Below are 21,619 nucleotides of genomic sequence, written 5' to 3'. Positions count from 1 at the left end.
ATGCCGAACGGTCTTTCGGTCGACCCCGGTCGCTTAGGGGGATGGTGTGGGCGCGTCGGGCGCGGTGGTCGTCGGCGGGGGCAGCCGACCGGGCGGCGAGTCAAGCACCCGCTGCAAAAGGAAACAGTCGCCCTCGACGTTTAGCGTGGCGAAATTGATCTGCCCCAGGTTGAAGTCGTAGCCGTTGCCCGACACGGTGTAGTCGCGTTTGGACGCCTCGTTGAACAGCGAGGACTGGTTGGTGGCGCCGTACTTGGCGGCTTCCTTACGCACGATGCCGGCGGCGGTGGTGAACTCGTTCGCTGTGAACGTGCGCCCGAATCTGACCGTGTCAGCGATGGGACGACGCGCAATGTCGGCCTCGAGTTTGTCACACAGCCCGCCTTGCTGAGCGGACTCCAGCTCATTGGGGTCGTCGTCGAATTTCCAGGTCTGGCCGGGCACGGCGGCGCTGATCCGCTCGCCGATCACGCGGGCGGTGTTGTTGAGGCGCTGGCGCGCGGCCTCGTAGGAGCCCTTGGCGCGCATGCTGTCGATCAGCGCGATCTCCTGCTGCTCGGTCAGGTGCTGGGTTTCATAGGGGTTGCTCAACTCCTTGACTGCCTTTCTTGCCTTCTCATACAGCGCGCAGCCGCTCAGCAGCCCTATCAGGGTGACAGCGAGGACCGAGGCGAGGACCGCAGCCGCCCGTGCACGCACCGACCGGGCCATCATTGGTGGGGTTGCACCTGCACGGTGAGGTCGGGCCGGTTCAACAGCACCGCCGCCAGGTTGAAGCCGGTCATCTGGTGCATCGGGTCGTGAGGGTATCCGCCGTGCCCATGGGAGGCGCTCTCGTAGATGTCCTCACCGCCCAGGTGCACCCAGCCCGCGTCGGTCTGCAGGTGCGTGAATCGGTAGCGCGGCACGGGCGGGCCGTCGATGATGTCGTTGGGGTCGGCGCCCCACCCGTGCAACGGGGCGGTGGCCGCGATGAGCCGGATCGGGTCGTCGGGGGCGGTCATGACGAAAAAGTTGTGGTCGGTCATGCCCAGCTTGGCCGGGGAGGTCGCCTCAAAGCCCGGCGAACCGTACATCACCGCGTTGGTCACCGCCGAGCTGGCGCCGTCTTTCAGCGCGATACCCGAGACCAGCGACCCGTAAGAGTGCCCGAACAACGCCGTGGTGTGATTCGGGTTGTGCGACGCCGAATTCAGGTTCGCCAGGAACGACTCCAGCCTGAGCGCCCCGGCGTGCGCCAAATCGGCGAAGGGGGTGTCCCCCGAGACCAGCGTCGGCGGGGGCTGATATCCGGTCCACGCGATCGTCGAGACACTTGGATATTTTTCGCCGACTTTACCCGCGATACCCTGCGCTTCCCGTCGCAGCCCATAGGCCTCCTGCGTCATGGTGGCGAGGGCTTCCCGGGTGGTGCCCGACACCCCGGGCACGGTCACCGACACGTGGTCGGCGGTGAACGGGTCGCCGATGGCGACAGCCGCCGGGATCATCTGCGAGGGGTCGTCGGGGCGGGCCAGATACAGCAGGTGCGAGTCGGGCACCTGAAGTGCCGAGCGGATGCCCGCGATGTCGGCGAGCCGGTCGGTTTTGATTTGGCCGTCGGGCAGCGCCCGGTATTCCCGCTCGAGTTGGTCGAGCAGGCCGCGGTTGGCCTTATCGATGGCGGTGATGTCACCCGAGGACATGTCGGTCGCGCCGGACGCCGGGTCTGCGTGCTGGTCCCCGCCGGTGCCGGGTACGTCTTCGGGGAAGCCGAACTCGGCCAGCCCAGCCGACGCCGCGATGACCTGCTCACCGACCTCCCGGTCGGCGGCCACCAGCAGCGCCACCCGGTGGCGGATGTCGGCCCGCAGCACCGCGCCCTGTTGCGCCCGCGCCGCGCGCTGCTGCTCGCTGCCGGGGCGGGTGTCGGTGACGCTGTAGTCCTCACCGACCTCGAAGCCCTCGCGCTCCGCCTCGCTGACCTTTTCCAGCGCGTACTTCTTGGCCGCCCTGATGCGCTCCGCGCCACGGCGGGCCGTGCTCGCGGTCTCCCGCAGCTGATCAGCCGCCCCGTCCACCCGCGTCTTGGCGATCGCCGCGCGCTCCACGGTGGTGTCGCGGAAGGCGCCCTTCCAGCCGGGCGCCGACAGCACCGTGTAGGCCTCAGAAAAGCACACCTGGCAGCGCTTGGCCTTCGCCTCCACATCCGCGGCAAGCGAGAGCAGGGGGGAGACCGACCAGAACCGCACCTGCGAAAGCGGCGGCAGACCACCCGACACCGCGGGCACGCCTACCCCGCCTTCGGATACACTGCGCGCAGCCTGGCGGCGGACAGCGCCTCGTTGGCCAGCATCCGGTCGGGGTAGCCGCTGACCCCGCCGGCGGCGGCCCGCAGCCAGTCCGTCATCGCCGTCATGGCGCGCTGGGCCGCCAATCGGGCGGTGTGCGCCGCCGCCGCGCTCGCCTGTGCGGTGGTCAGCTGACCCGACGGGGTCTCCCCGCAGCTGCCCACCTCGGCAGCCAACGCCTCGCACCGCCACACCCGCCACCGCAGTTCGGCAGGGTCGAAAGCCAGCAGCGCGGGCATGCGGGAAGCCTAACCGGAAACCAGGCTCGGGTGTCATCGCTGACGGTCACCGGTGTTCTCCGCCGGATCGGGATTGAAAATGCCGCCGGATTCCGGCCAGCATCGCGATGTGTGCGTGGACGGCCTCCCGCGTCGTCACAACGGCCAGGGGCCGGGGCGCCGAGATCTGTAAGCGCTCTGTGATGCGGGTGCCGGTGGCGATCGGCTCGAAACTCACTCTTGCGCGCAAGTGGACTTGCGGGAACTGATGCGCCTCGGTGATCACATCGCCGCCGGTGGGAACCTGAAGCCGGGCCCGGTAGCTGATCCGCAGGTTGACCATGCCCAGCGGAATCCGGTCGGTGACCCGATATGCCTGCACGTACCCGTCGGGGGTGTCGGCGCGGCAGATCGTGCGCACTGAAATCACCAGCGGGTGAACGGCTTTGATGTTATTCAAGTCGACGTAGAAATCGCGGACCTCGGCCGGCGCCGCCGGCACCTCGTCGGACAGCGTGTGTTGTGCGTGCCTGATCCACCAACTCACGGTGAGTCAGCCTGCATGACAGGGCTGCAGATGTCGGATTGGACCACGCGCGGCATCAGGCGCTGACAGCCTGAATACGGCCCGTGCTCGCGGCATTCGTCATGACCTCCCCATCACGGGTTCCGACGGGATTCGGGTGTGGACAGTGTAGACAAGAAGCGATAGGTCGTAGGCTCGGCAGACGTGCTCGAGGGGTCTCGAGGGGTCTCGAGGGGTGAGGAGATGAAGCTTCCGGGTGTGGCCACCGTCGTGGGCGGTGTCACCGGCGCAGCGCTGCAGGTGTTGCGCGCCGGAGTGCAGACCGCGGCCGGCGCTGCCGGAGCCGTGCAGCTGCTGGCCGGCCCGGTCGTGGAGTCGGTCAATCAATCCACTGAGCGCCTCTTGGGCGCCGGCAACTCCCGCGACGGGACCCTGCCCCCAGTGCGCTGGCGCAGCGGCCGGCGGGTACATCTCGACTTGGACCCGCTGCTGCCGTTTCCCCGCTGGCATGAACATGCGGCAGCTGTCGAAGAGCCGGTTCGCAAGATCGCGGGGGTGGCCAGCGCCCACGTGGAGGGTGCCCTGGGCCGGCTGGTGATCGAACTCGAGGACGGCGCCGACAGCGACCGCACCGTACACGCGGCCCGCGCGGCGGCCTGCGCCGCGGCCGCCGACGTGATCTCGACCGCGCCGCCGCCGGCTCCCCGCACAGCCCCGTTCGCCGACCCCGGCAACCCGCTGGCGATCCTGGTGCCGTTGACGGCGGCGGCGATGGATGTCGTGGCGATCGGTGCCGCGGTGACCGGCTGGGTCGGCCGGCTGCCCGTCGCGCCGCGCGCCGCCCGGGGTGCGGCCGCCATCGTCAGCAATCAGCCCCGCATCGTGTCGCTGCTGGAGTCGCGGCTGGGCCGGGTGGGCACCGACCTCGCGCTTGCCGCCTCGACGGCGGCGGCCAACGGGCTGACCCACGCGGTGGGCACACCGTTGGTGGATTTGGCCCAACGCGGCCTGCAGATCTCCGAAGCGGCGGCTCACCGGCGCAGATGGCGCGACCGCGAGCCGCAACTGGCCTCCCCTGCCCGGCCGCAGGCTCCAGTGGTCCCCGTCATCTCGTCGGCCGGCCCCACGGCGCAGACCCCGCGGCACAACTGGGCGGCCGCAGCAGCAGGTGAAGCGTCACACGTGATGGTCGACGGCGCCATCGACTCCGCCATCGACACCGCGAAGGGGTCCATGGGCGGCCCGGTGGAGAACTACGCCGATCAAGCCGCGAACGGGTCGCTGGTCGCCGCCGCGGGCGCGTTGCTGGCCGGCGGCGGACCCGAGGAAGCGGCCGGCGCGATCCTGGCGGGGGTGCCCAAAGCAGCGCATTTGGGCCGGCAGGCGTTCGCCGCCGTCCTCGGCCGCGGGCTCGCCGACGCCGGGCAGCTGATCCTCGACCCGGGCGCGCTGCGCCGCCTGGATCGGGTGAAGGTGATCGTCATCGACGGCGCGGCGCTGCGCGGTGACGCCCGCGCAGTGTTGCACGCCCGCGGCGATACCCCCGGGTGGGACGAGGACCGGGTCTATGAGGTCGCCGATGCGTTGCTGCACGGTGAGGAGGCGCCCGAACCCGATCCCGACGAGTTGCCGGCCACCGGCGCCCACCTGCGATGGCGGCCGGCCCCGGGGCCGTCGGCGACTCCCGCCCAGGGTCTGGAGCGCGCCGACTTGGTGGTCGACGGCGAGGTGGTGGGCAGCGTCGAGGTTGGTTGGGAGGTCGACCCCTTCGCGGTCCCGCTGTTGCAGATCGCGCGCCGAACCGGGGCCCGGGTGGTGCTGCGGCACGTGGCCGGCACCCAGGATCTGACCGCCAGCGTCGCCGCCAGCCGCCCGGCCGGAACGCCGCTGCTGCAACTGGTTCGCGAGCTACGGGCAGATCGCGGGCCGGTGCTGCTGATCACCGCGCTGCACCGCGACTTCGCATCGACCGACACCCTGGCGGCGCTGGCCGTCGCCGACGTGGGGGTGGCGCTCGACGATCCCCAGGGGGCCACACCCTGGACCGCCGACATCATCACCGGCACGGATCTGGCCGCCGCCGTGCGGATCCTGTCCGCGCTGCCGGTGGCCAAGCAGACCAGCGAATCGTCGGTACGCCTGGCGCAGGGCGGCAGCACCTTGGCCGGGCTGTTACTGGTCACCGGCGATCCCCGCAGCGCGGGCAGCCCCTTCGCGCTGCGGCGCTGGCTCAACCCGGTCAATGCGGCCGGCGTGGCGGCGATGGTCTCCGGGGCGCTCTCGGCCGGCCGGGTGCTGCGCCAACCAGATCCCACCCCGCAACCGCTGACCGCCTGGCATGCACTGGATCCGGAGATCGTCTACTCGCGGCTGACCAGCCGGGCGCGGCCGCTGGCGGTCGATGTCGGCACGGGGACGTGGCGACGCGTGTTCGAGGACCTGTCGTACAACCCGCTTCTGGCGCCGCTGCGCGACCCGGCGAGCCGAGTGGGGCGGTTGCTGGCGGCGACGCGGGCCGAGCTGGCTGATCCGCTGACCCCGATCCTGGCCGTAGGCGCGGCCGCATCGGCGATCGTCGGCAGCAACATCGACGCACTTCTGGTCGCCGGGGTGATGACCGCCAATGCGCTGGTGGGCGGCGTGCAACGGTTGCGGGCCGAAGCGGCGGTCGCCGACTTGTTCGCCGAGCAGGTCCAATCCGCGCGCCGGGTCGTGCTTCCGGCGGTGGCGACGACACGGCGTCGGCTCGAAGCCGCCCGGCGCGCCGAACGCACGGTGACGGTGACCGCGAAATCACTGCGCCCGGGTGACATCATCGACCTGGCCGCTCCGGAGGTGGTGCCGGCGGACGCACGGTTGTTGGTCGCCGAGGACCTCGAGGTCGACGAGTCCTTCCTCACCGGTGAGTCGCTGCCGGTGGACAAGCAGGTGGATCCCGTCGCCGTCGGCGATGCGGACCGGGCCAGCATGGTGTTCGAGGGCAGCACGATCGTGGCAGGCCATGCTCGGGCGATCGTGGTGGCCACCGGCGCCGGCACCGCCGCACAGCGCGCGATTTCGGCCGTCGCCGACGTCGAAACAGCGGCCGGCGTGCAGGCACGGCTGCGCGAGTTGACCGGCAAGGTCCTCCCGCTGACGCTGTCCGGCGGAGCCGCCGTGACCGGTTTGGCGTTGCTGCACCGCGGGTCGCTGCGGCAAGCGGTCGCCGACGGTGTCGCCATCGCGGTGGCCGCCGTTCCGGAGGGGCTGCCGTTGGTGGCAACCATGGCGCAGCTTGCCGCCGCCCAGCGCCTGTCGCGGCGGGGAGTCCTGGTCCGCAGTCCGCGTGCGGTCGAGGCGCTGGGCCGCGTCCAGACCGTCTGTTTCGACAAGACCGGCACGCTCACCGAGAATCGTCTGCGGGTCGTCTGCGGAGTGCCGCGCACGGCCGGCCCGCGCGGTCCGTTCCCGGGTGCCGCCGACCCGCGTGCCGCGCAGGTGCTGCGGGTCGCCGCGCGGGCATGCACCCAGCCCCGCAACGGGCAGGGGCACGCGCACGCCACCGACGAGGCCATCCTGACCGCGGCGGCGTCACTGCCGGGCAGCAACGGCTCACGATGGACCGTGCTGGCGGAGGTGCCGTTCGAGTCCAGCCGCGGCTACGCCGCCGCGATAGGCATCGCGGACACCGAAACGAAGGCGCCGATGCTCATGCTCAAGGGCGCGCCCGAGAAGGTGCTGCCGCGCTGCCTGTTCGCCGATCCCGACCGCGACCGTGACCACGCAGAGTCGTTGGTGCACAACCTCGCTGCGCAAGGTTTACGGGTGCTGGCGGTGACTCAGCGCAGCTGGGACCGGGCAACCGGAGACGCCGACACCGACGCCGACGCGGTCGACGCCGCCGCATACGACCTGGAGTTGATCGGCTTTGTCGGGTTGGCCGACACCGCACGAGCCTCGGCGCGGCCGCTCATCGACGCATTACTGGATGCCGGGCGCAGAGTCGTGCTGATCACCGGCGATCATCCGGTGACCGCACGGGCGATCGCGGAGCAATTGGGCTTGCCGGCGGATGCGCGCGAGGCAACCGGTGCCGAACTCGCCGCCCTCGATCAGGAAGAATTCACCAAACTCGCCGCCGACGTCCAGGTCTTCGCCCGGGTCAGCCCCGAACAGAAGGTCCAGATCGTCGCGGCGTTGCAGCGCAGCGGGCAGGTGACCGCGATGGTCGGCGACGGCGCCAACGACGCGGCAGCGATCCGGTTGGCCGACGTCGGGGTCGGAGTGAGCGGTCGGGGATCCTCGGCCGCCCGCGGAGCCGCCGACATCGTGCTGACCGACGACGATCTGGGCGTGCTGCTCGACGCGTTGGTCGAGGGCCGCGGTATGTGGGCCGGCGTGCGCGACGCGGTCAGCATCCTCGTCGGGGGCAATGTGGGCGAGGTGCTTTTCACCATCATCGGGACCGCCCTCGGTACCGGGCGGGCGCCGGTCGGGACTCGTCAACTGCTGCTGGTGAACCTGCTCACCGACATGTTCCCGGCACTCGCGGTCGCCGTCAGCCCGCAGTATCCGCAACCGGAGGAGACCGCGGAGGGAGCAGACTCCGAGGCCGAGGAAACGGAGTGGGCGCACCAGCGCGCGATATTGACCGGGCCGACACCGTCGCTCGACTCGCCGCTGATGCGGCAGATCGTCACCCGAGGCGCCGTCACCGCCGCCGGGGCGACCGCAGCCTGGGCCATCGGGCGGTGGACCCCCGGCACCGAAAGACGCACGGCGACCATGGGCTTGACTGCTGTGGTGACGACGCAGCTGGCGCAGACCCTGCTGACCCGCCGGCACAGCCCGCTGGTCATCGCCACCGCGCTGGGCAGCGCGGCCGTCTTGGTCGGCATCGTCCAAACCCCGGGCGTCAGCCACTTCTTCGGGTGCACGCCGCTGGGACCGGTCGCCTGGACCGGTGTCATCGGCGCCACCGCCGGAGCCACCGCCGTCTCGGTGCTCGCACCCAACTGGCTGGCCAAAACCGTTGGCATCGCGCGCTCTGACCACGCGTGACTCCAGTCACGTCGCTAGATGTCGCAGCGGAAAACGGCGCTATTCCAACGCGCTAACGGCATGCTAAAAAGCGCGCGGCGAGATTGCCCGACCACCTGTGCCGGGACATCATCGGAATATGGCCGATACCGATTTCTCGTTGCTCGACGTGCCGCGGACGGCGCCGCCCGACGACCCGGATGCCTACTTGCGCGCCGCGATCGGCTGGCACTTCGGCGAGGACACCGGCTGCCCGTATTGGTTGCGCAGGGCACGCACACTGGACTTCAACCCGTTGACCGACGTCGGCACCTTCGCCGATCTGGCGCTGTTCCCCAACCTCGTGAACGAATTACGCAGCGTGCCCGTCGAGGACTTGATTCCCCGCGGCTACGGGACACCGCCACCGGTGCCGCAGATCTTCGAGTCCGGTGGCACCACCGGAGCCCCCAAACGAACTGTGCAGCTGCCGGATTGGATCGAGCAAGTTGTCCAATGGCAAACCGAGGACTTCGAAACGGTCGGATTCCTTTGCGGCTCAGGTTTTTTATCCCTGATGCCGAGCGGGCCGCACGGTGTGGGCTACTTCTCCCGGCTGGTCTCCCAGCGGCTCGGTTCGATCTTCCACACGATCGATTTCGATCCTCGCTGGGTTAAAAAGATCGCCTCCGGCAACCCCGCGCGTGAGGTGAGGTCCTATCTCGACCATCTCCTCGAGCAAGCGGCATTCGTGTTGCGCACCCAGCACGTCGCCAATTTGCACACCACGCCCCCGTTGCTCGAAGTGATCGCCCGCAACGACCATGTCGTGGACTTGATCAACGACAAGATCCGTTTCGTGCTGCTCAGCGGTGCCCATGTCGACGCCGATACCCTGGACGTGCTCCGGGACATTTTCCCGGACACCGCCATCACGATGGTGTTCGGCAGCACCATGGTTCTCTCGCAAGCAGTCACCCGTCGCGACGATGAGTCCGGGTCCTTCGTTTTCGACCCGCGGTCCCCCTACGTCGTGTTCTCGGTAGTCGATCCCGACACCGGGTGCGGGGTGGCGTACGGGCAACGGGGCCAGGTGGTGATGCACCACATCAGCAAGGGCATGTTCATACCCAACAACCTCGAGCGTGACAGCGCGATCCGCTTGCCGGGACCTGCCGGGCAGGTCGGCGATTCGCTCACCGAGGTTGCTCCGGTCGCCACTTTCGAGGGCGAGCCCGTCATCGAGGGCGTCTACTGACCATGACAACCGGCCTGGTTCGCGTCGATGCGCTCGGCGCCGACGGGGAATACCGAACCCGTCACCACGAAGTCCTGCGCAGCATGTCCGGTGCGGCCGTGGCTGAGCTCAGCGTCGCACCGGCGCTGTATGTGTCGCGCACCCTGCGCGCCCAGCGCAACATACCCGCACTGCCGGTCGCGCACCGCAAGGCAGCGCTGGCCAAGGCCGCCGACTTGTTCGCCGCCGGGGTGGTCGCCGGACTGGAGTACGACGACTATATTCGCCTGGCGAGCCGGCTTTCGGGCCTGCCGATCACGGTGATCCGCTCCGGCGCCGACAGCGTGACGCGTGGTGTGGTGTCGGCCTTCGATGCGCTGCGCCCGGCGCGGCCGGCCGGTGCGGTGATGGATTGGCGCGACGAGGCCATCCGCACCGGCAGCGCTCTGTGGGTTCGGCGCGGTGAGGTGCTCGGTGTGCTCGCCGCCGGGAACGGTCCCGGAATCCACGCCTCGTGGCCGCAGGCGCTCGCACTCGGCTACCGGGTGGCTGTCCGACCGTCACGCCGCGAACCACTGACCGCGCATCGACTCATCCACGCGTTGCGCCAGGCGGGGTTTCGTGCCGGCGATGCGACTTATCTGCCCACCGACCACGGCGGAGCCGACGAGATCATCCGGTCGGCCGACCTCGCGACGGTCTACGGCGGCCAGGATATCGCCGACAAATACAGCGGCGACGCAACGGTTTTCGTCAACGGCCCGGGGCGCACGAAAATCCTGGTCACCGCCGATCAAGACTGGCGCGAGCATCTGGACACCATCGTCGACTCGATCGCCGGACTGGGCGGGGCAGCGTGCGTCAACGCCACCGCCGTGCTCTGCGAAGGCGATCCCGCTGCACTGGCGAGCGCCATCGCCCAACGATTATCGGCCATCGAACCGCTCCCGAGCGACGACGAGCGGGCCATCCTGCCCACCCAAACCCTCGACAACGCCCGCAAACTGGCCAGTTACCTGGCGGCCAACGCGGCGGGAACGACCCCGCTGCTCGGCGCTGATCAGGTGGTCGCCACCCTCGACGACGGCAGCGCCGCGCTGCGGCCGGCTGTCCACTTGATGGACCGGCCCGCTACCGCCACGCTCAATGTGGAGTTGCCGTTTCCCTGTGTGTGGGTGGCGCCGTGGTCGCGCACTGACGGGGTGGGCCCGCTGCGGCGTTCACTGGTGGTCAAGGCGATCACCGCGGACGAGGACCTGCTCGACGAGCTGATCGCCGAGCCGACGATCGCCAACGTATACTGCGGTCACCGCCCCAGCTACTTCGCTGCGCCGGATCTGCCGCATGACGGGTTTCTCGCCGATTTTTTGATGCGTAACAAAGGCTTTGTCCGCGATTGAGCTGTGTCTCGCTAAGGCTGGGCATTTGGTCGAGCAGGCAGCGCTCCGTAGGCTCGACGGTACGCCGTCGACGACCCGAAGGAACAGCGATGACCGATACGACCACCACATTGCCGCCCGCGCTGCACCGAGCGCTGGACTTGCTCGCCGACCCGCCGGCCGAACCAGACGTCAGCAAAGGCTACCTGGATTTGATCGGCGCCCAGCCCGACGCGACGGTGCCCAGGAACACCGGCGCGATCCAGGCATTGTGGGCCTCGCCGATCGGATCGATGCTCTACGACGGTACGCAAACGGTGGCTCGCAGACTGCTGACCGCGTGGCAGCATCCGATCGATTGGCTCGATATCCCGCCGGGCGGCGTCGCGCTGGACGTCGGGTCCGGTCCGGGCACGGTCACCGCGGCCCTGGCCCGCGCCGCCGGTCCCGGCGGGCTGGCGCTGGGTGTCGACGTTTCCGAGCCGATGCTGGCGCGCGCGGTCCGTGCCGAATCCGGCCCGCAGGTCGGCTTTCTGCGGGCGGATGCGCAGCGGCTGCCGCTGCGCGACGACACGGTCGATGCGGTGGTCTCGATCGCGGTGCTGCAGCTGATACCGGACCCGGCGGCAGCGCTGTCGGAGATGGCCCGGGTGCTGCGCCCCGGGGGCCGGCTGGCGGTGATGGTGCCGACCGCCGGGCGGGCCGCCCGGTTGTGGCGCCTGGTGCCCAACACCGGGGCCTACGCGTTCGGCGACGACGAAATCGCCGACATCCTCGAGGACCTCGGCTTCGCCAGTGTGCGGACCAAAAACATCGGCACCATCCAGTGGGTTCGGGGCCGGCGCTAGCGGCCGCTGCCGCCCACCTCGGCCGGCAGCGGCGGCGGCAACGGCGTCGTCGGGGTCGAGGTCGCTGCGGGCGCGGTCGATGCCGTAGACCCGTGGAAATACGTCATCGGTTCGTCCCGCAGTACGTTTCCGTCCGTGCTGATCACCAGCGACTTCGGGGTCAGCGTGTAGACGATTCCGTCGTTCTCGGCGACGAATCCGCGCTCCGACGGCGTGGCCGGCACGGCCAGTTTGGCGCCGTCGCGCATGCGTACGCCGCGGTATTCGTACTGACCGCCGGGAGTTTTACAGATCGCCACCCGGGAACTCTCCGTACTGCCGAAAACAACTGCCACGTCCGGTGTCGTGCAGCGCGCGGCGGAGTCGATGAAACCCTGGTCGTCGGTGTCGGGCGCGGCGGTCGCAGGCCACACCCCGACCGCCAGCAGCGCCGCACAGCCCGCTGCCGACACGATCAGACACAGCACGCGAAAACCGTCGCCGACCACGCCCGGACGCGACCCGATCATTTGACTCTCGCGACATCGGCCTGAATGCGCCGACGAGTGCATAACCCTCCCTGATCGTCAAGTCAGCGATAAGCCGCCGCCAGGGCAATGTACCGCGGCGGCACCGCCCTCGGCGGTGACCAAGACAATCTCCGCTGTGTGGCGTAACGTCAGTCACAGCGGTTGAGTACTTCTGTCGCGCATCATGCCCGTCGAATCAGACCCGGGCTCGTGTCACTGCGTAGCACGGTGGCCGGCCGCGACGTGATCCGCCCAACCGGGCCGGCGCGTCCACCCAACCCGTTCTTGCGCCGTCCTCGGCACCCTGTTGTGTTTGGAGTTTGTGATCCGATGTTGATGCCCATGTCCCCCGCTGACTCGCTGTTTCTGCTGGCAGAGTCCGAGCATTGTCAGATGCAGGTGGGTGGGCTGGCGTTGTTCTCCCCGCCTGAGGGCGCCCGCGCTTCGGACGTGCGTGAGATGTTCAAAGCGGCCGTCGCCCGGGACGACGTGGCCGGCGTCTGGCGTAAACGGGCCCGCCGGTCTCTGACATCGCTGGGGCAGTGGGGCTGGGACAGCAGCGGCGAGGTCGATCTCGGCTACCACGTGCAGTACGCGGCGCTGCCGCGGCCCGCCGGGATGGCGGAGTTGTGGACGCTGGTGTCCTGGCTCCACGGTGCCCCGTTGGACCGGGAGCGGCCGCTGTGGGAAATACACCTGATCGAGGGCCTGGCCGACGGCCGGTACGCGGTGTACGTCAAGATGCATCACGCGCTCGCCGACGGGGTGTCCGCGCTGGGAATGCTGCGCGCGGCGTTGAGCGCGGACTCCGGTCGGCGCGGCGGGGCCGCGCTGTGGGAACCGGCCGAGGCCGCACCCACGCCAGAACCGCACTCACCCCGGGGCGCTCTGCACCTGTTTGGGCTGCCGGGTCGGGTGGTGGCGACGGCCTGGGGCGCGGCCCGCGAGGTCGCCGGGCTGGTGCCCGCACTCGCCGGCACGCTCGAGCAAGCGCTGTGCGGCCGCGGCGGCCCGCTGTCGCTGGTCGCACCCCGCACGATGCTCAACGTGCCGATCGACAGCACCCGCTCGTTCACCGGGTGCTCCTGGCCCCTGGAGCGGCTTGCGCTGGTCGCCAGGAGCAACGATGCCACGGTCAACGACGTGGTGCTCGCCATGTGCGCCGGGGCGTTGCGCAGCTATCTGACCAGCAAGGGGGCGCTGCCGCGGGCGTCGCTGGTGGCGATGGTACCGGTCTCGCTGCACGGGCCCGGGAGCGGCGGGGGCGCCACAGCGCACGCAGGGAACAATATCGGCTCGTTAACGTGCAGCCTGGCCACCGACGTGGCTGACGCGGGCCAGCGGCTCGCAGCGGTGCGGGCCGGCATGCGCGAGGGCAAGGCCGCGATGGCCTCGCGCAGTCGGCTGCAGGTCCTGGCGATGAGCGCGATGGGGGCCGCGCCGCTGGCGTTGGGCATGCTGGTCGGTCACCACGGGCTGCTGCGCCCGCCGAACGTGATGATCTCTAATCTGTCTGGCTCCCCGGCGCCGCTGTACTGGAACGGCGCCCGCCTCGACGCCCTCTACCCACTGTCGATCCCGGTTGACGGGCAGGCGCTGAACATCACCTGCACCAGTACCGGGAACACGATCGCGTTCGGACTCACCGGCTGTCGTCACGCCGTTCCCGGACTGGGCGCGATGACCGGACACCTCGACCACGAACTGGGCCTGCTCGAGCGGGCCGCGGGACTTTGACGACAAGCCCAGCTCAGCCGGCAACCGAGGCGTCGTAGATCGACTGGATCGCCTCGTCCAGGACGGCGTTGAACTCTTCGTCGGACTGGTCGACCGAAAGCCCCTCGGTCAGCGCGCGGCTGAAGCTGGCGATCATCCCACTGTTCTTGGCCAACAGCTCGACGGCCTCCTTACGGGAGTAGCCGCCGGACAGCGCCAACACGCGCATCACCTTGGGGTGTTCGACCAACGGGCGGTAGTGGTTGACCTCGGTGGGCAACGACAGCTTGAGCATCACGCGCTGCCCGTCGGGCACCGTGTCGAGTTGTCGGGTGATCTCTTCGAGCAGGATCTCCTCGGCCCGCGCTTTGTCCGGAATCGAGATGGTGACCTCGGGTTCGAGAATGGGTACCAGGCCGTGTGCGAGCACCTGACGGGCAATCTCGAATTGCTGGGCGACGATCGCGGCGATGCCCCCGGCGTTGGCGGCGCCGATCACCGACCGCTCCTTGGTGCCGAAAACACCCTTGCGCTCGGCGCGCTCGAGCAGCTCGTCCAACCCCGGGATGGGCTTCATCAGCTGTACGCCGTCGGACGCCTCGGCGAGGCCTTTGTCGATCTTGAGAATCGGCACGACGCCCTTGGTGTGCCATAGGTAGCTGGTCGACGGCTCGCCACCGATCTCGCGGTCCATCGTCTGCTCGAACAAGATCGCCGCCAGCACCCGGTCCCCGGTGAACACCGGGGAGGTGATGATTCGCGAACGCATCTGATGAATGAGGTCGAACATCTCCTGCTCGGAGGAATATGCACTGTCGTCGATGCCGTACAGCCGAAGCGCCTTGGGTGTCGAGCCACCACTTTGGTCCAGCGCCGCAACGAATCCCTTGCCGGAGGTCATCCGGTCCGCTTGCTTCTCCTTCGGCATGAGGTTCTGCCCTCCCAGCTAGTCGTGACTTCGTTTCGCTTCACTACTCGTCGCTCAGTCCGCGATGGCGCGCACACTCGGGCCAGGCCAGTACCAATCGTATGCCGCCACGACCGCCTGGATGGAATGCTCAGTCCGCGGTCGGTGGCCGCTGCACGCTGGGCCCGGCCGATGGTAACGCTAAGCCGCTGGCTCGGGATCGCCCACCAGCACTCCCTCGATCTCTCCCTCGGTCGTGACCAACAGGCCGCGACCGGGTGGCAGTTGTTGAGCGCTGACCCGGCCGAAGACCTTGACGTTTGCGGGATCGTTGTCCATGAACAGGGTCGGGGACCGGGATCCGGTCATCTTCTGCAGGAAGGGATTCATCACCACCTGCCCGGCCCAGTTGCCGGGCAGGCGGGAAGCGATGACGTGCAGACCGATTTCCCGGCTGCGCTCGATCAACGCCCACAGCGGCGCCGTCGCCGCCGGCCGCGTGACCTGGTTATGCGGTCTAAGTTCATGCTCGTCGTCGATCAGGACGAAGTGGCGCGGGCCTTCCCAGGACTTGCGATTCAGCAGCTCGTCCTGGCTGAGACCGGCGGGCGGCAGGCGATCCCGCAACAACGCCGCCAGCTCGGCGATCACGGTATCGATGTCCTCAGCGGTGTAGGCATAGGCGCGCACATGGGGGCCGCGCACCCTGCCGATCAGCGTGGTTTTCGGGTCGATGATGGTGATCTGCGCTTGTTCGACCGCCAACCGGTTGATCACCGCCTGACCGACTGCAGCCAGCGTCGTCGTCTTTCCGCACAGCGCTCGGCCCATCACCAGCATGTTGGGCGCTGCCCGAGCCTGCAGCACAACCGGTTGCAGAGCGCTTTCCCCGATCGCGAAAGGGATGTTGAGCGGTTCGGCCGCCCCGGCGCTGTCGGCAAAGGCCTCGATGAGCTGGCGCAGCGCCACGCGCGACGGCAGCCGGGACAGGCGATCCACCCGTCCCGCTCCGGTGACGCGGGCAATGAGCGAACCGATGTCGCGGGTAGCCACGCGCTCGCCGTCGGTCCCGCAGATCTCCGGTACACCCACCAGCAGCTCGTGCCCGTCTCTCGTCAGACCGAAGCCGGGCCGGTCCAACGTGTTGCGGGCAGCTCTGCGTTGCTCGACCGAGGTGCCCATCTGCGACTCGTCGGGATTGCTCAACCGCAGTTGGATCCGGGCGTTGGACACCGTGAGCAAGCCCTGCTTCTGCCCGACGAACCAGCCGCTGGCGCTGGTGATGACGTGCACACCATACGACAGGCCCTGGCGGGCGATCGCGATCGCGCGATCGCCCATGGCGAAGTCCTTCTCGTGCAGGTCACCGTAGTTGTCGATGACCAGGAAGACGTCGCCGAACTTGTCTTCCGGATCTGTTCCGTCGCCACCGACCGCTCCGAAGCGCCGATCCCGGAACTCGGAGATGTCGATCTGGTAGTGCTTGAACGACGTTTCTCGCGCGCGGATGAGTCCTTCTAACGTCGCAAGGGTTCGGGACACTCCCTCGGTGTCGTTGAGGCTCACGACACCGGCGACATGCGGCAGGCTCTCGATGGGATACAGCGCTGCACCGATGCAAAAGAACGTCACCCGCTGCGGGCGGTACATCAGCGCCGCGGCAGTCATCAACGTCATCAGCGTGGTGGATTTGCCGCGCTGGGCAGTGGCCACCACCATGATGTTGTCCATCTCGGCGTCGACGACCTGCACCCGCTGCTCATGCTCTTCGGGGATGTCGACAATCCCGATCGGGAAGATCAGTCCCGGATTCTGCCCGTAGTCGGCGTGCCATGGTTTCCCGCGCCAATACCGCACCAATTCATCAACCGGTTCACTCACTTCCAGTGGGGGAAGCCAGATCTGATGCGGCAGGCGAGCGGGGTGTGAAATCAGTGCGTCGCGGATCACGTCGAGGATCTTTTTCTTTTTGAATCCATCGGTGTGGAAAAGAAATTCGTCGGGTTCCTCCGGTTCGTCAGCGACCGCCAGCGCCGCGGTGTCCTCGGCGCTGAGCGGTTGGTATTCCCAGGTCAGAGGCCGCGGCCGGGAAAAGCTCATGTCCACTGTCTTGCTCACGGTCGCGATCTTCTTCGGCAGCACGAACGGTGCCGAGAGGTAGAAGCACCGGAACGGTTCCAGGTCGCGCGGGCCGATCTTGAGAAGGGCGTAGCCGTTCTCCTTGGAGGGCAGGTGCAACGCCGCGTCGCTACCGATGACATCGCGCGAGTCCTCGGCGGTCTCGGCTCGAAGCGCAACTCGAAATGCTATGTTACTCTTGGCCTTACTCAGGGAAGATAGGTCCAAACGCTGACCACCGAGGGTGAAGAAGACGTTGCAGCCGCGGCCTTCCTGACCGATGTGGATGACCAGCTGTATCCACTCTTGGTGGTGGTGGAACAGTTCCAGGTATTCGTCGATGATCACCAGCAGGATCGGGACAGGCTCCAGATCCCTTCCAGCCAGTCGCATTTCTTCGTACTCGTTGGCATCACGCGCACCGGCTTCCTTGAAAAGACGATACCGACGCGCTATTTCGCCATTGATCGCCTTGTGCATCCGCTCGGCGAGGTGCCTGTCATCTTTGCCCAGGTTGGACAACGACCCCGCGACGTGCGGCAGCCCTTCCAAATCTTGTGCCGCGGATTCGAACTTCATGTCGACGAAGATGACGATGAATGATTCCGGCGAATGTGTCAGTGCGATCCCATTGCACAACGACAAGAAGAATTCCGACTTGCCCGAGCCCGATGTCCCGATCACCACCGAGTGAAAGCCGTAGCCCCCGAAGTCCTTGGCGCGAAAGATGATGTACTGCAATTCACCACCCGGCTTCACGCCGACCGGCACCATCGCCCACTTCGGGTCACCCCGGCCGCGGCTTTCAGCCCACAGTCGATCGACGTCGAGCTGGCGCGGATCGCCGATACCCAACGCGCGCAGCAATTCCCCGGCCTGGCTGTCGGTTTCCGACAGCTCCCCGGCGCTCATCGGCGACCAGCGCGCCAACGCTCGCGAATATCGGTCGGCGGTGCTCGCGGCGAGCATGTCGGCGACGGCGTAGAACGCATCGCGGTGGTAAAGGCGGTCTTCGCGCAGTTCGAACCGCTCGTCGTCGGCGCTGAAACCCACTCCGACGCCCGGACGGGTCGCCAGCCGCAGCACCGCGATGCCGGCCATCCCCTTCTGCCCGGTTATCCCCTCCCACTGCTCGGGCGTCCCGACGTTGTCGTCGACGATCACCCAGTGCGGGCCGAGCGTCGAGCCCGTTGACTCCATCGGTGAGGGCATCGACGTCGGTGTGGTTCCGGCCGGCGGGACCCAGGGACCCCGGCCCTTGCGGTGTAGCTCGGCGTCAAGCACTTCCTCGAGTTCGGTGGGCGAGGTGAACACCAGACGCCGAAGTCCGCAGGCGTCGAACATCTCGTCGTGCTGGTTGTGCGGCAACCAGACCAACCAGGACCACAGCTCGGGATGGCGGGTGACCACGACGAGCTTGAGATCGCTCGGACTGTGATAGACCGCCAACGAACACAGCATGGCCCGCAGCAGTTTGTGCAGTTCGCCCGGCTCCTGCGCGAGGAAGCTGAAGCCCGGCTTAGACCGCAGGCTCACAACCTTACCGATGCCCCGGATTTTGCTTTGCTCCAGAATGAAATCCCGCAGCGCGCCGCCGGTGACGGGTTCGAGTTCCTCGCCGGTGGGCACCTCCGGCCACTGCAGCGAGACCGCTGAATCGCTGGCTTGCTGTACTCCGATCCCGAGCCGGACATCGAGGAAGTCCGGGTCTTTCGGGCGGCGCTCCCACATCCGCGGGCCGCCGATCACGGTGTCCAGCTTCTGCGGATCACCGTGCACGAACAGTTGACTGCGTCGCTGCTCCTGGGCAGCGCGCTGCACCTCGTCGCGGTCTTCGTCGAGCCGCCGCAGGTAGCTGCGGCGTTGCTTTTCCTGCTCTCCCCAGGAGATCCTGCGGCCGCGCCCGAACCGGCCGCCCAGCATCAGGGCTCCGAAGCCGGCCAGGCCCACCATCGGGAAGAAACCAGACTGCAGGGAGCGGACCCCGGAGGTGTACATCACCACCAGGGTCCCGATGATGCCGACCAGTAACGCCGGGACGGCGATCATCACCAAGATGTTGCGCGGTTCGCGTTCGGGCAGCGCCAGCGGCGGCGCGACCGCCACCCGCACCGGTGGCACGGTCGGTGGCGGGTTGCGCACGCTCCTGACGAATCCGCGCTTGGACATCGCTAACCTCCCGCCGCATTCGCGTCCGGGATGGGCGCCACCGCACCGGTAATGGTGTCACGCGCCAACAGCGCGGACTCGCGGCTGATGGCGGGTCCGGCCGCGAAGGTCCGGACAATCGGCCACGGGGCCTGCACCGCCTGGCGCGAGTCAAGACCCAGCGCCTGCAAGGTTCGGTTTTCCCATTGAATGCCATAGCGAACGCCCTGCGGGGAAATCCAATACAGGCTTTCCCGGCTGTCCGAGGTGGCGACCCCGCTGGTGGTCGCCACGAGATTCGCCGCACCGGGCAGCAGCAGCGTCCGGTCGGCTTCCACCGAATTGGCATCGCGGTCGTTGCGGACCAGCTCGACCAGGTGCGAGTCCATCCCGATCGGAACGGGCAGCCCGGGGCCGCTGAGAATGCTGATCGTCGCCTGCGGGTCGGTGGTCTGCTTCCGCCACGCCACACAGGTCACCGGGTTCGCCGAGGTGTCGATGAAATCCAGCCTGCCCGCTGGGTAGTAGCTGACATTGAGTGCGTCGACGACGGGGATGTGGATCAGCTTGTCCGGGGTGATCAGCACCGGTGCGGTCGCGCCGTGGGAATCCGAGGTACGCAGCAGATCGGCCACGAAGCTGGTGATCTTCTGCACACCGGTCGGTAACAGTGCATAGAACCCGTTGACGGCACCCGTGGCGTCGCGGGTCTGAAGCACGCTACCGACCGGCGTCTCCGGTAGCCACCGCGACGGCGTGCTCGCTTCCGGGATCGTCGGCACCACAAGGGGTTCGGTCGCGGGCATGGCGTCGAACAACGCGTTGGAGATCTCGACCGGGGAGGTCACGCCGGGGTCAAGACCGAGGTTGAAGGTCACCGACCGGTCCACAGGATCGATCCGCGACCGATGCCCTCCCCAAATCACATAGGTTGCGCCCTTGTGGGTGACCAGCAGGGCCTGCGCCGGCCCCATCGGAGTCGCCCGACCGGCCGACGACACCTCACCGCCGATGGTGGTGACCAGCGGTGGTGCAGCGGTACCCCGGGCGGCGGAGTCGCAAACCGCCCAGGCGGACATGGTGCTGAGCGTGACCGTAAGACTGTCCGGCGCGCCGGGGATCCCGATCATCGGACCGGTGGGGTACTTTGCGATCTCGCCGGACTTGACCCAGGTCGGGGCGGCGGCACTGCCGACCGCCAGGCGCGCCGAGGTGAGGTTGAGAGCCGGGTAGAGCCGATCGTTGATCTTCGCATAGATCGCGCCCGTGTCGCGGTCGCCGATGACCGCGGACTGGCCCGCCAACCCGGCGGGTTTCATGATGTGCAGCAGGGCCATCCACCCGACGCCGATGAGGACGAACACCATCGACAGCACCACGGCTGCCTGTTGTTTGCGATCGTCGTGCTTCATGCGCACCGAGAACCGGGTGATCGCCGCCCTGAGCCGGCGGTTGTAAAACAGATGCCCCGAATTCTGGTCCCGGTTGGACAGATTAAGCGGCATGATTTGTACCCTTTGCAACGACGACCACGATCGGCCCGTTGCCCGAACGCGGCAAGGCTGTTCGACCCGGAGGCTTGGCGGCGTCGCTCGTCACCGGGTCCGTGGTCATCGGATCTGCCCGCCGTACCGTGCGCGGTGCTCGGCCGCCACCTCATTGCGCAGCGCCGTGATCGCCAGGTTCAACCTGTCGGCCAGTTGCCCGTGCGTGTAGCCGGTCACCACATCCGGGTGCAAGGTCAACTCGATCAGCCTGCCGTCTGCGTTCGCCACGGCGTGCACGTCGCCGAGATCGACGCTGTAGGTGATCGCTTCGGCCTGGGCGACCAGTGCCTCCCATCTGTCGGCAGCCTCGCTCAGATCGCGGAGCACCGCTTCGACGAGATCTGTGTGACTGTTGTCTGCCCGACTGCCCGGCCCCGGCATCACAAAAGTATGGCGACCCCGTTGAGCTGGGTCAATTCAGCGACGTGCCTCACGTACTTTGAGCGCGTGGCCGGTGGTGGTGCCTCAGCTAGTTTGAGCGCGTAGAGCGGAAGGCTTGCCCGATGTGGAGGGCAAGATCGACATGGCCGCAAGACGGCAGGTAACCAACAAACTGCGAGGTCAATACCGCAAGGCGTTGAAGTCGGATAAGAGCAAGATTTTGGACGAGGTGGTGGCCACCACCGGGATGGGCCGCTCAACGGCCCGGCGGATGCTGACCGGCCCGCAGCTGCCGGATCCGGCCAGCCAGGTCGATAAACGCAGGTTGCGGCCGCGGGGCTTCAGCGACGACGCCAGGGCGCTGCTGGAGCATGTGTGGGCGTTGATGGGCATGCCCTGCGGTAAATACCTGGTGGTCATGCTCGAACAGTGGCTGCCGCTGCTGGCCGCCGCCGGTGACCTGGATAAGCCGTTTGCCACCGAGGCAGCGGTGGCCGAGCTGAAGACAATGAGCGCGGCTACCGTGGATCGGTATCTGAAGCCGGCTCGCGACCGGATGCGGATCAAGGGCATCTCGACGACAAAACCATCACCGCTGCTGCGGAACTCGATCACTATTCGCACCTGTGCTGATGAGGCGCCCACCATCCCGGGAGTGATCGAGGCCGACACCGTCGCGCACTGCGGCCCGAGTCTGATCGGCGAGTTCGCCCGCACCCTGACCATGACCGACCTGGTGAGCGGCTGGACCGAGAAC

General features: G+C 68.0%; 14 protein-coding genes and 1 pseudogene. 6 read left to right on the top strand and 9 right to left on the bottom strand.

The features are described 5' to 3' along the window. Positions 1-33 precede the first annotated feature (33 nt). Genes F6Q13_RS04260 through F6Q13_RS04245 form a run of 4 tightly spaced genes read right to left on the bottom strand, consistent with a single transcriptional unit; the run spans position 34 to position 3,095 of the window. On the bottom strand, positions 34-714 hold the full coding sequence (locus F6Q13_RS04260) for an LppA family lipoprotein (protein ID WP_293052727.1): 681 nt from the start codon (positions 712-714) through the stop codon (positions 34-36). Beyond that, positions 711-2,270, bottom strand: a complete 1,560-nt coding sequence (locus F6Q13_RS04255; protein WP_293052724.1) for an alpha/beta hydrolase — start codon at positions 2,268-2,270, stop codon at positions 711-713. The genes F6Q13_RS04260 and F6Q13_RS04255 overlap by 4 nt, the downstream gene beginning before the upstream one ends. 2 nt (positions 2,271-2,272) lie before the next feature. After that, complete coding sequence (locus F6Q13_RS04250; protein ID WP_293052721.1) at positions 2,273-2,569, bottom strand: hypothetical protein; 297 nt, start codon at positions 2,567-2,569, stop codon at positions 2,273-2,275. A gap of 46 nt (positions 2,570-2,615) precedes the next feature. Next, positions 2,616-3,095, bottom strand: coding sequence for an SRPBCC family protein (locus F6Q13_RS04245; RefSeq protein WP_293052718.1), 480 nt, complete (start codon positions 3,093-3,095; stop codon positions 2,616-2,618). A gap of 222 nt (positions 3,096-3,317) precedes the next feature. On the opposite strand from F6Q13_RS04245, the gene F6Q13_RS04240 reads away from it, so the two are divergent. The 4 genes from F6Q13_RS04240 to F6Q13_RS04225 all read left to right on the top strand — a co-directional run bounded on the left by F6Q13_RS04240 (position 3,318) and on the right by F6Q13_RS04225 (position 11,536). Further along, positions 3,318-8,114, top strand: a complete 4,797-nt coding sequence (locus F6Q13_RS04240) for a cation-translocating P-type ATPase (protein ID WP_293052715.1) — start codon at positions 3,318-3,320, stop codon at positions 8,112-8,114. A gap of 118 nt (positions 8,115-8,232) precedes the next feature. Then, entirely contained in the window at positions 8,233-9,330 is a 1,098-nt protein-coding gene (locus tag F6Q13_RS04235) for a phenazine antibiotic biosynthesis protein (RefSeq protein WP_293052712.1), read from the top strand. Positions 9,331-9,344: 14 nt separating this feature from the next. Next, entirely contained in the window at positions 9,345-10,709 is a 1,365-nt protein-coding gene (locus F6Q13_RS04230; RefSeq protein ID WP_293052824.1) for an aldehyde dehydrogenase family protein, read from the top strand. Between the two features lie 89 nt (positions 10,710-10,798). Next, a complete protein-coding gene (locus F6Q13_RS04225; protein WP_293052710.1) occupies positions 10,799-11,536 on the top strand; it encodes a methyltransferase domain-containing protein in 738 nt (245 codons plus the stop codon). Here F6Q13_RS04225 and F6Q13_RS04220 read toward each other — a convergent pair. Beyond that, positions 11,533-12,045 (bottom strand): hypothetical protein, encoded by a 513-nt coding sequence (locus F6Q13_RS04220; RefSeq protein ID WP_293052708.1) that lies wholly within the window; start codon positions 12,043-12,045, stop codon positions 11,533-11,535. The genes F6Q13_RS04225 and F6Q13_RS04220 overlap by 4 nt on opposite strands. A gap of 330 nt (positions 12,046-12,375) precedes the next feature. Between F6Q13_RS04220 and F6Q13_RS04215 the strand changes: the two genes are divergently transcribed. Next, positions 12,376-13,782 carry a wax ester/triacylglycerol synthase family O-acyltransferase gene (locus F6Q13_RS04215; RefSeq protein WP_293052705.1) on the top strand — a complete coding sequence of 469 codons (1,407 nt, stop codon included), beginning with the start codon at positions 12,376-12,378 and terminating at the stop codon, positions 13,780-13,782. Between the two features lie 13 nt (positions 13,783-13,795). On the opposite strand, the gene F6Q13_RS04210 is transcribed toward F6Q13_RS04215, so the two are convergent. From F6Q13_RS04210 to F6Q13_RS04195, 4 genes are all read right to left on the bottom strand, one after another. Then, positions 13,796-14,689 carry a fructose bisphosphate aldolase gene (locus tag F6Q13_RS04210; RefSeq protein WP_293052702.1) on the bottom strand — a complete coding sequence of 298 codons (894 nt, stop codon included), beginning with the start codon at positions 14,687-14,689 and terminating at the stop codon, positions 13,796-13,798. Positions 14,690-14,869: 180 nt separating this feature from the next. Beyond that, a complete protein-coding gene (gene eccCa / locus F6Q13_RS04205) occupies positions 14,870-18,955 on the bottom strand; it encodes a type VII secretion protein EccCa (protein ID WP_293052699.1) in 4,086 nt (1,361 codons plus the stop codon). Positions 18,956-18,957: 2 nt separating this feature from the next. After that, the gene (gene eccB / locus F6Q13_RS04200; protein ID WP_293052696.1) at positions 18,958-20,439 is read right to left on the bottom strand and encodes a type VII secretion protein EccB; all 1,482 of its coding nucleotides are present in this window, start codon (positions 20,437-20,439) and stop codon (positions 18,958-18,960) included. A 105-nt stretch (positions 20,440-20,544) separates the two neighbouring features. Continuing rightward, positions 20,545-20,862: a DUF2710 family protein gene (locus F6Q13_RS04195; protein WP_293052693.1), complete on the bottom strand. Its 318-nt coding sequence runs from the start codon at positions 20,860-20,862 to the stop codon at positions 20,545-20,547. Between the two features lie 247 nt (positions 20,863-21,109). Between F6Q13_RS04195 and F6Q13_RS04190 the strand changes: the two are divergent. Continuing rightward, a pseudogene (locus tag F6Q13_RS04190) lies at positions 21,110-21,367 on the top strand (transposase); the annotation flags it as partial. Positions 21,368-21,619 lie beyond the last annotated feature (252 nt).

This window comes from Mycobacterium sp., assembly GCF_008709575.1.
GTDB lineage: Bacteria > Actinomycetota > Actinomycetes > Mycobacteriales > Mycobacteriaceae > Mycobacterium.
This window is presented reverse-complemented; position numbering and strand designations above follow the sequence as displayed.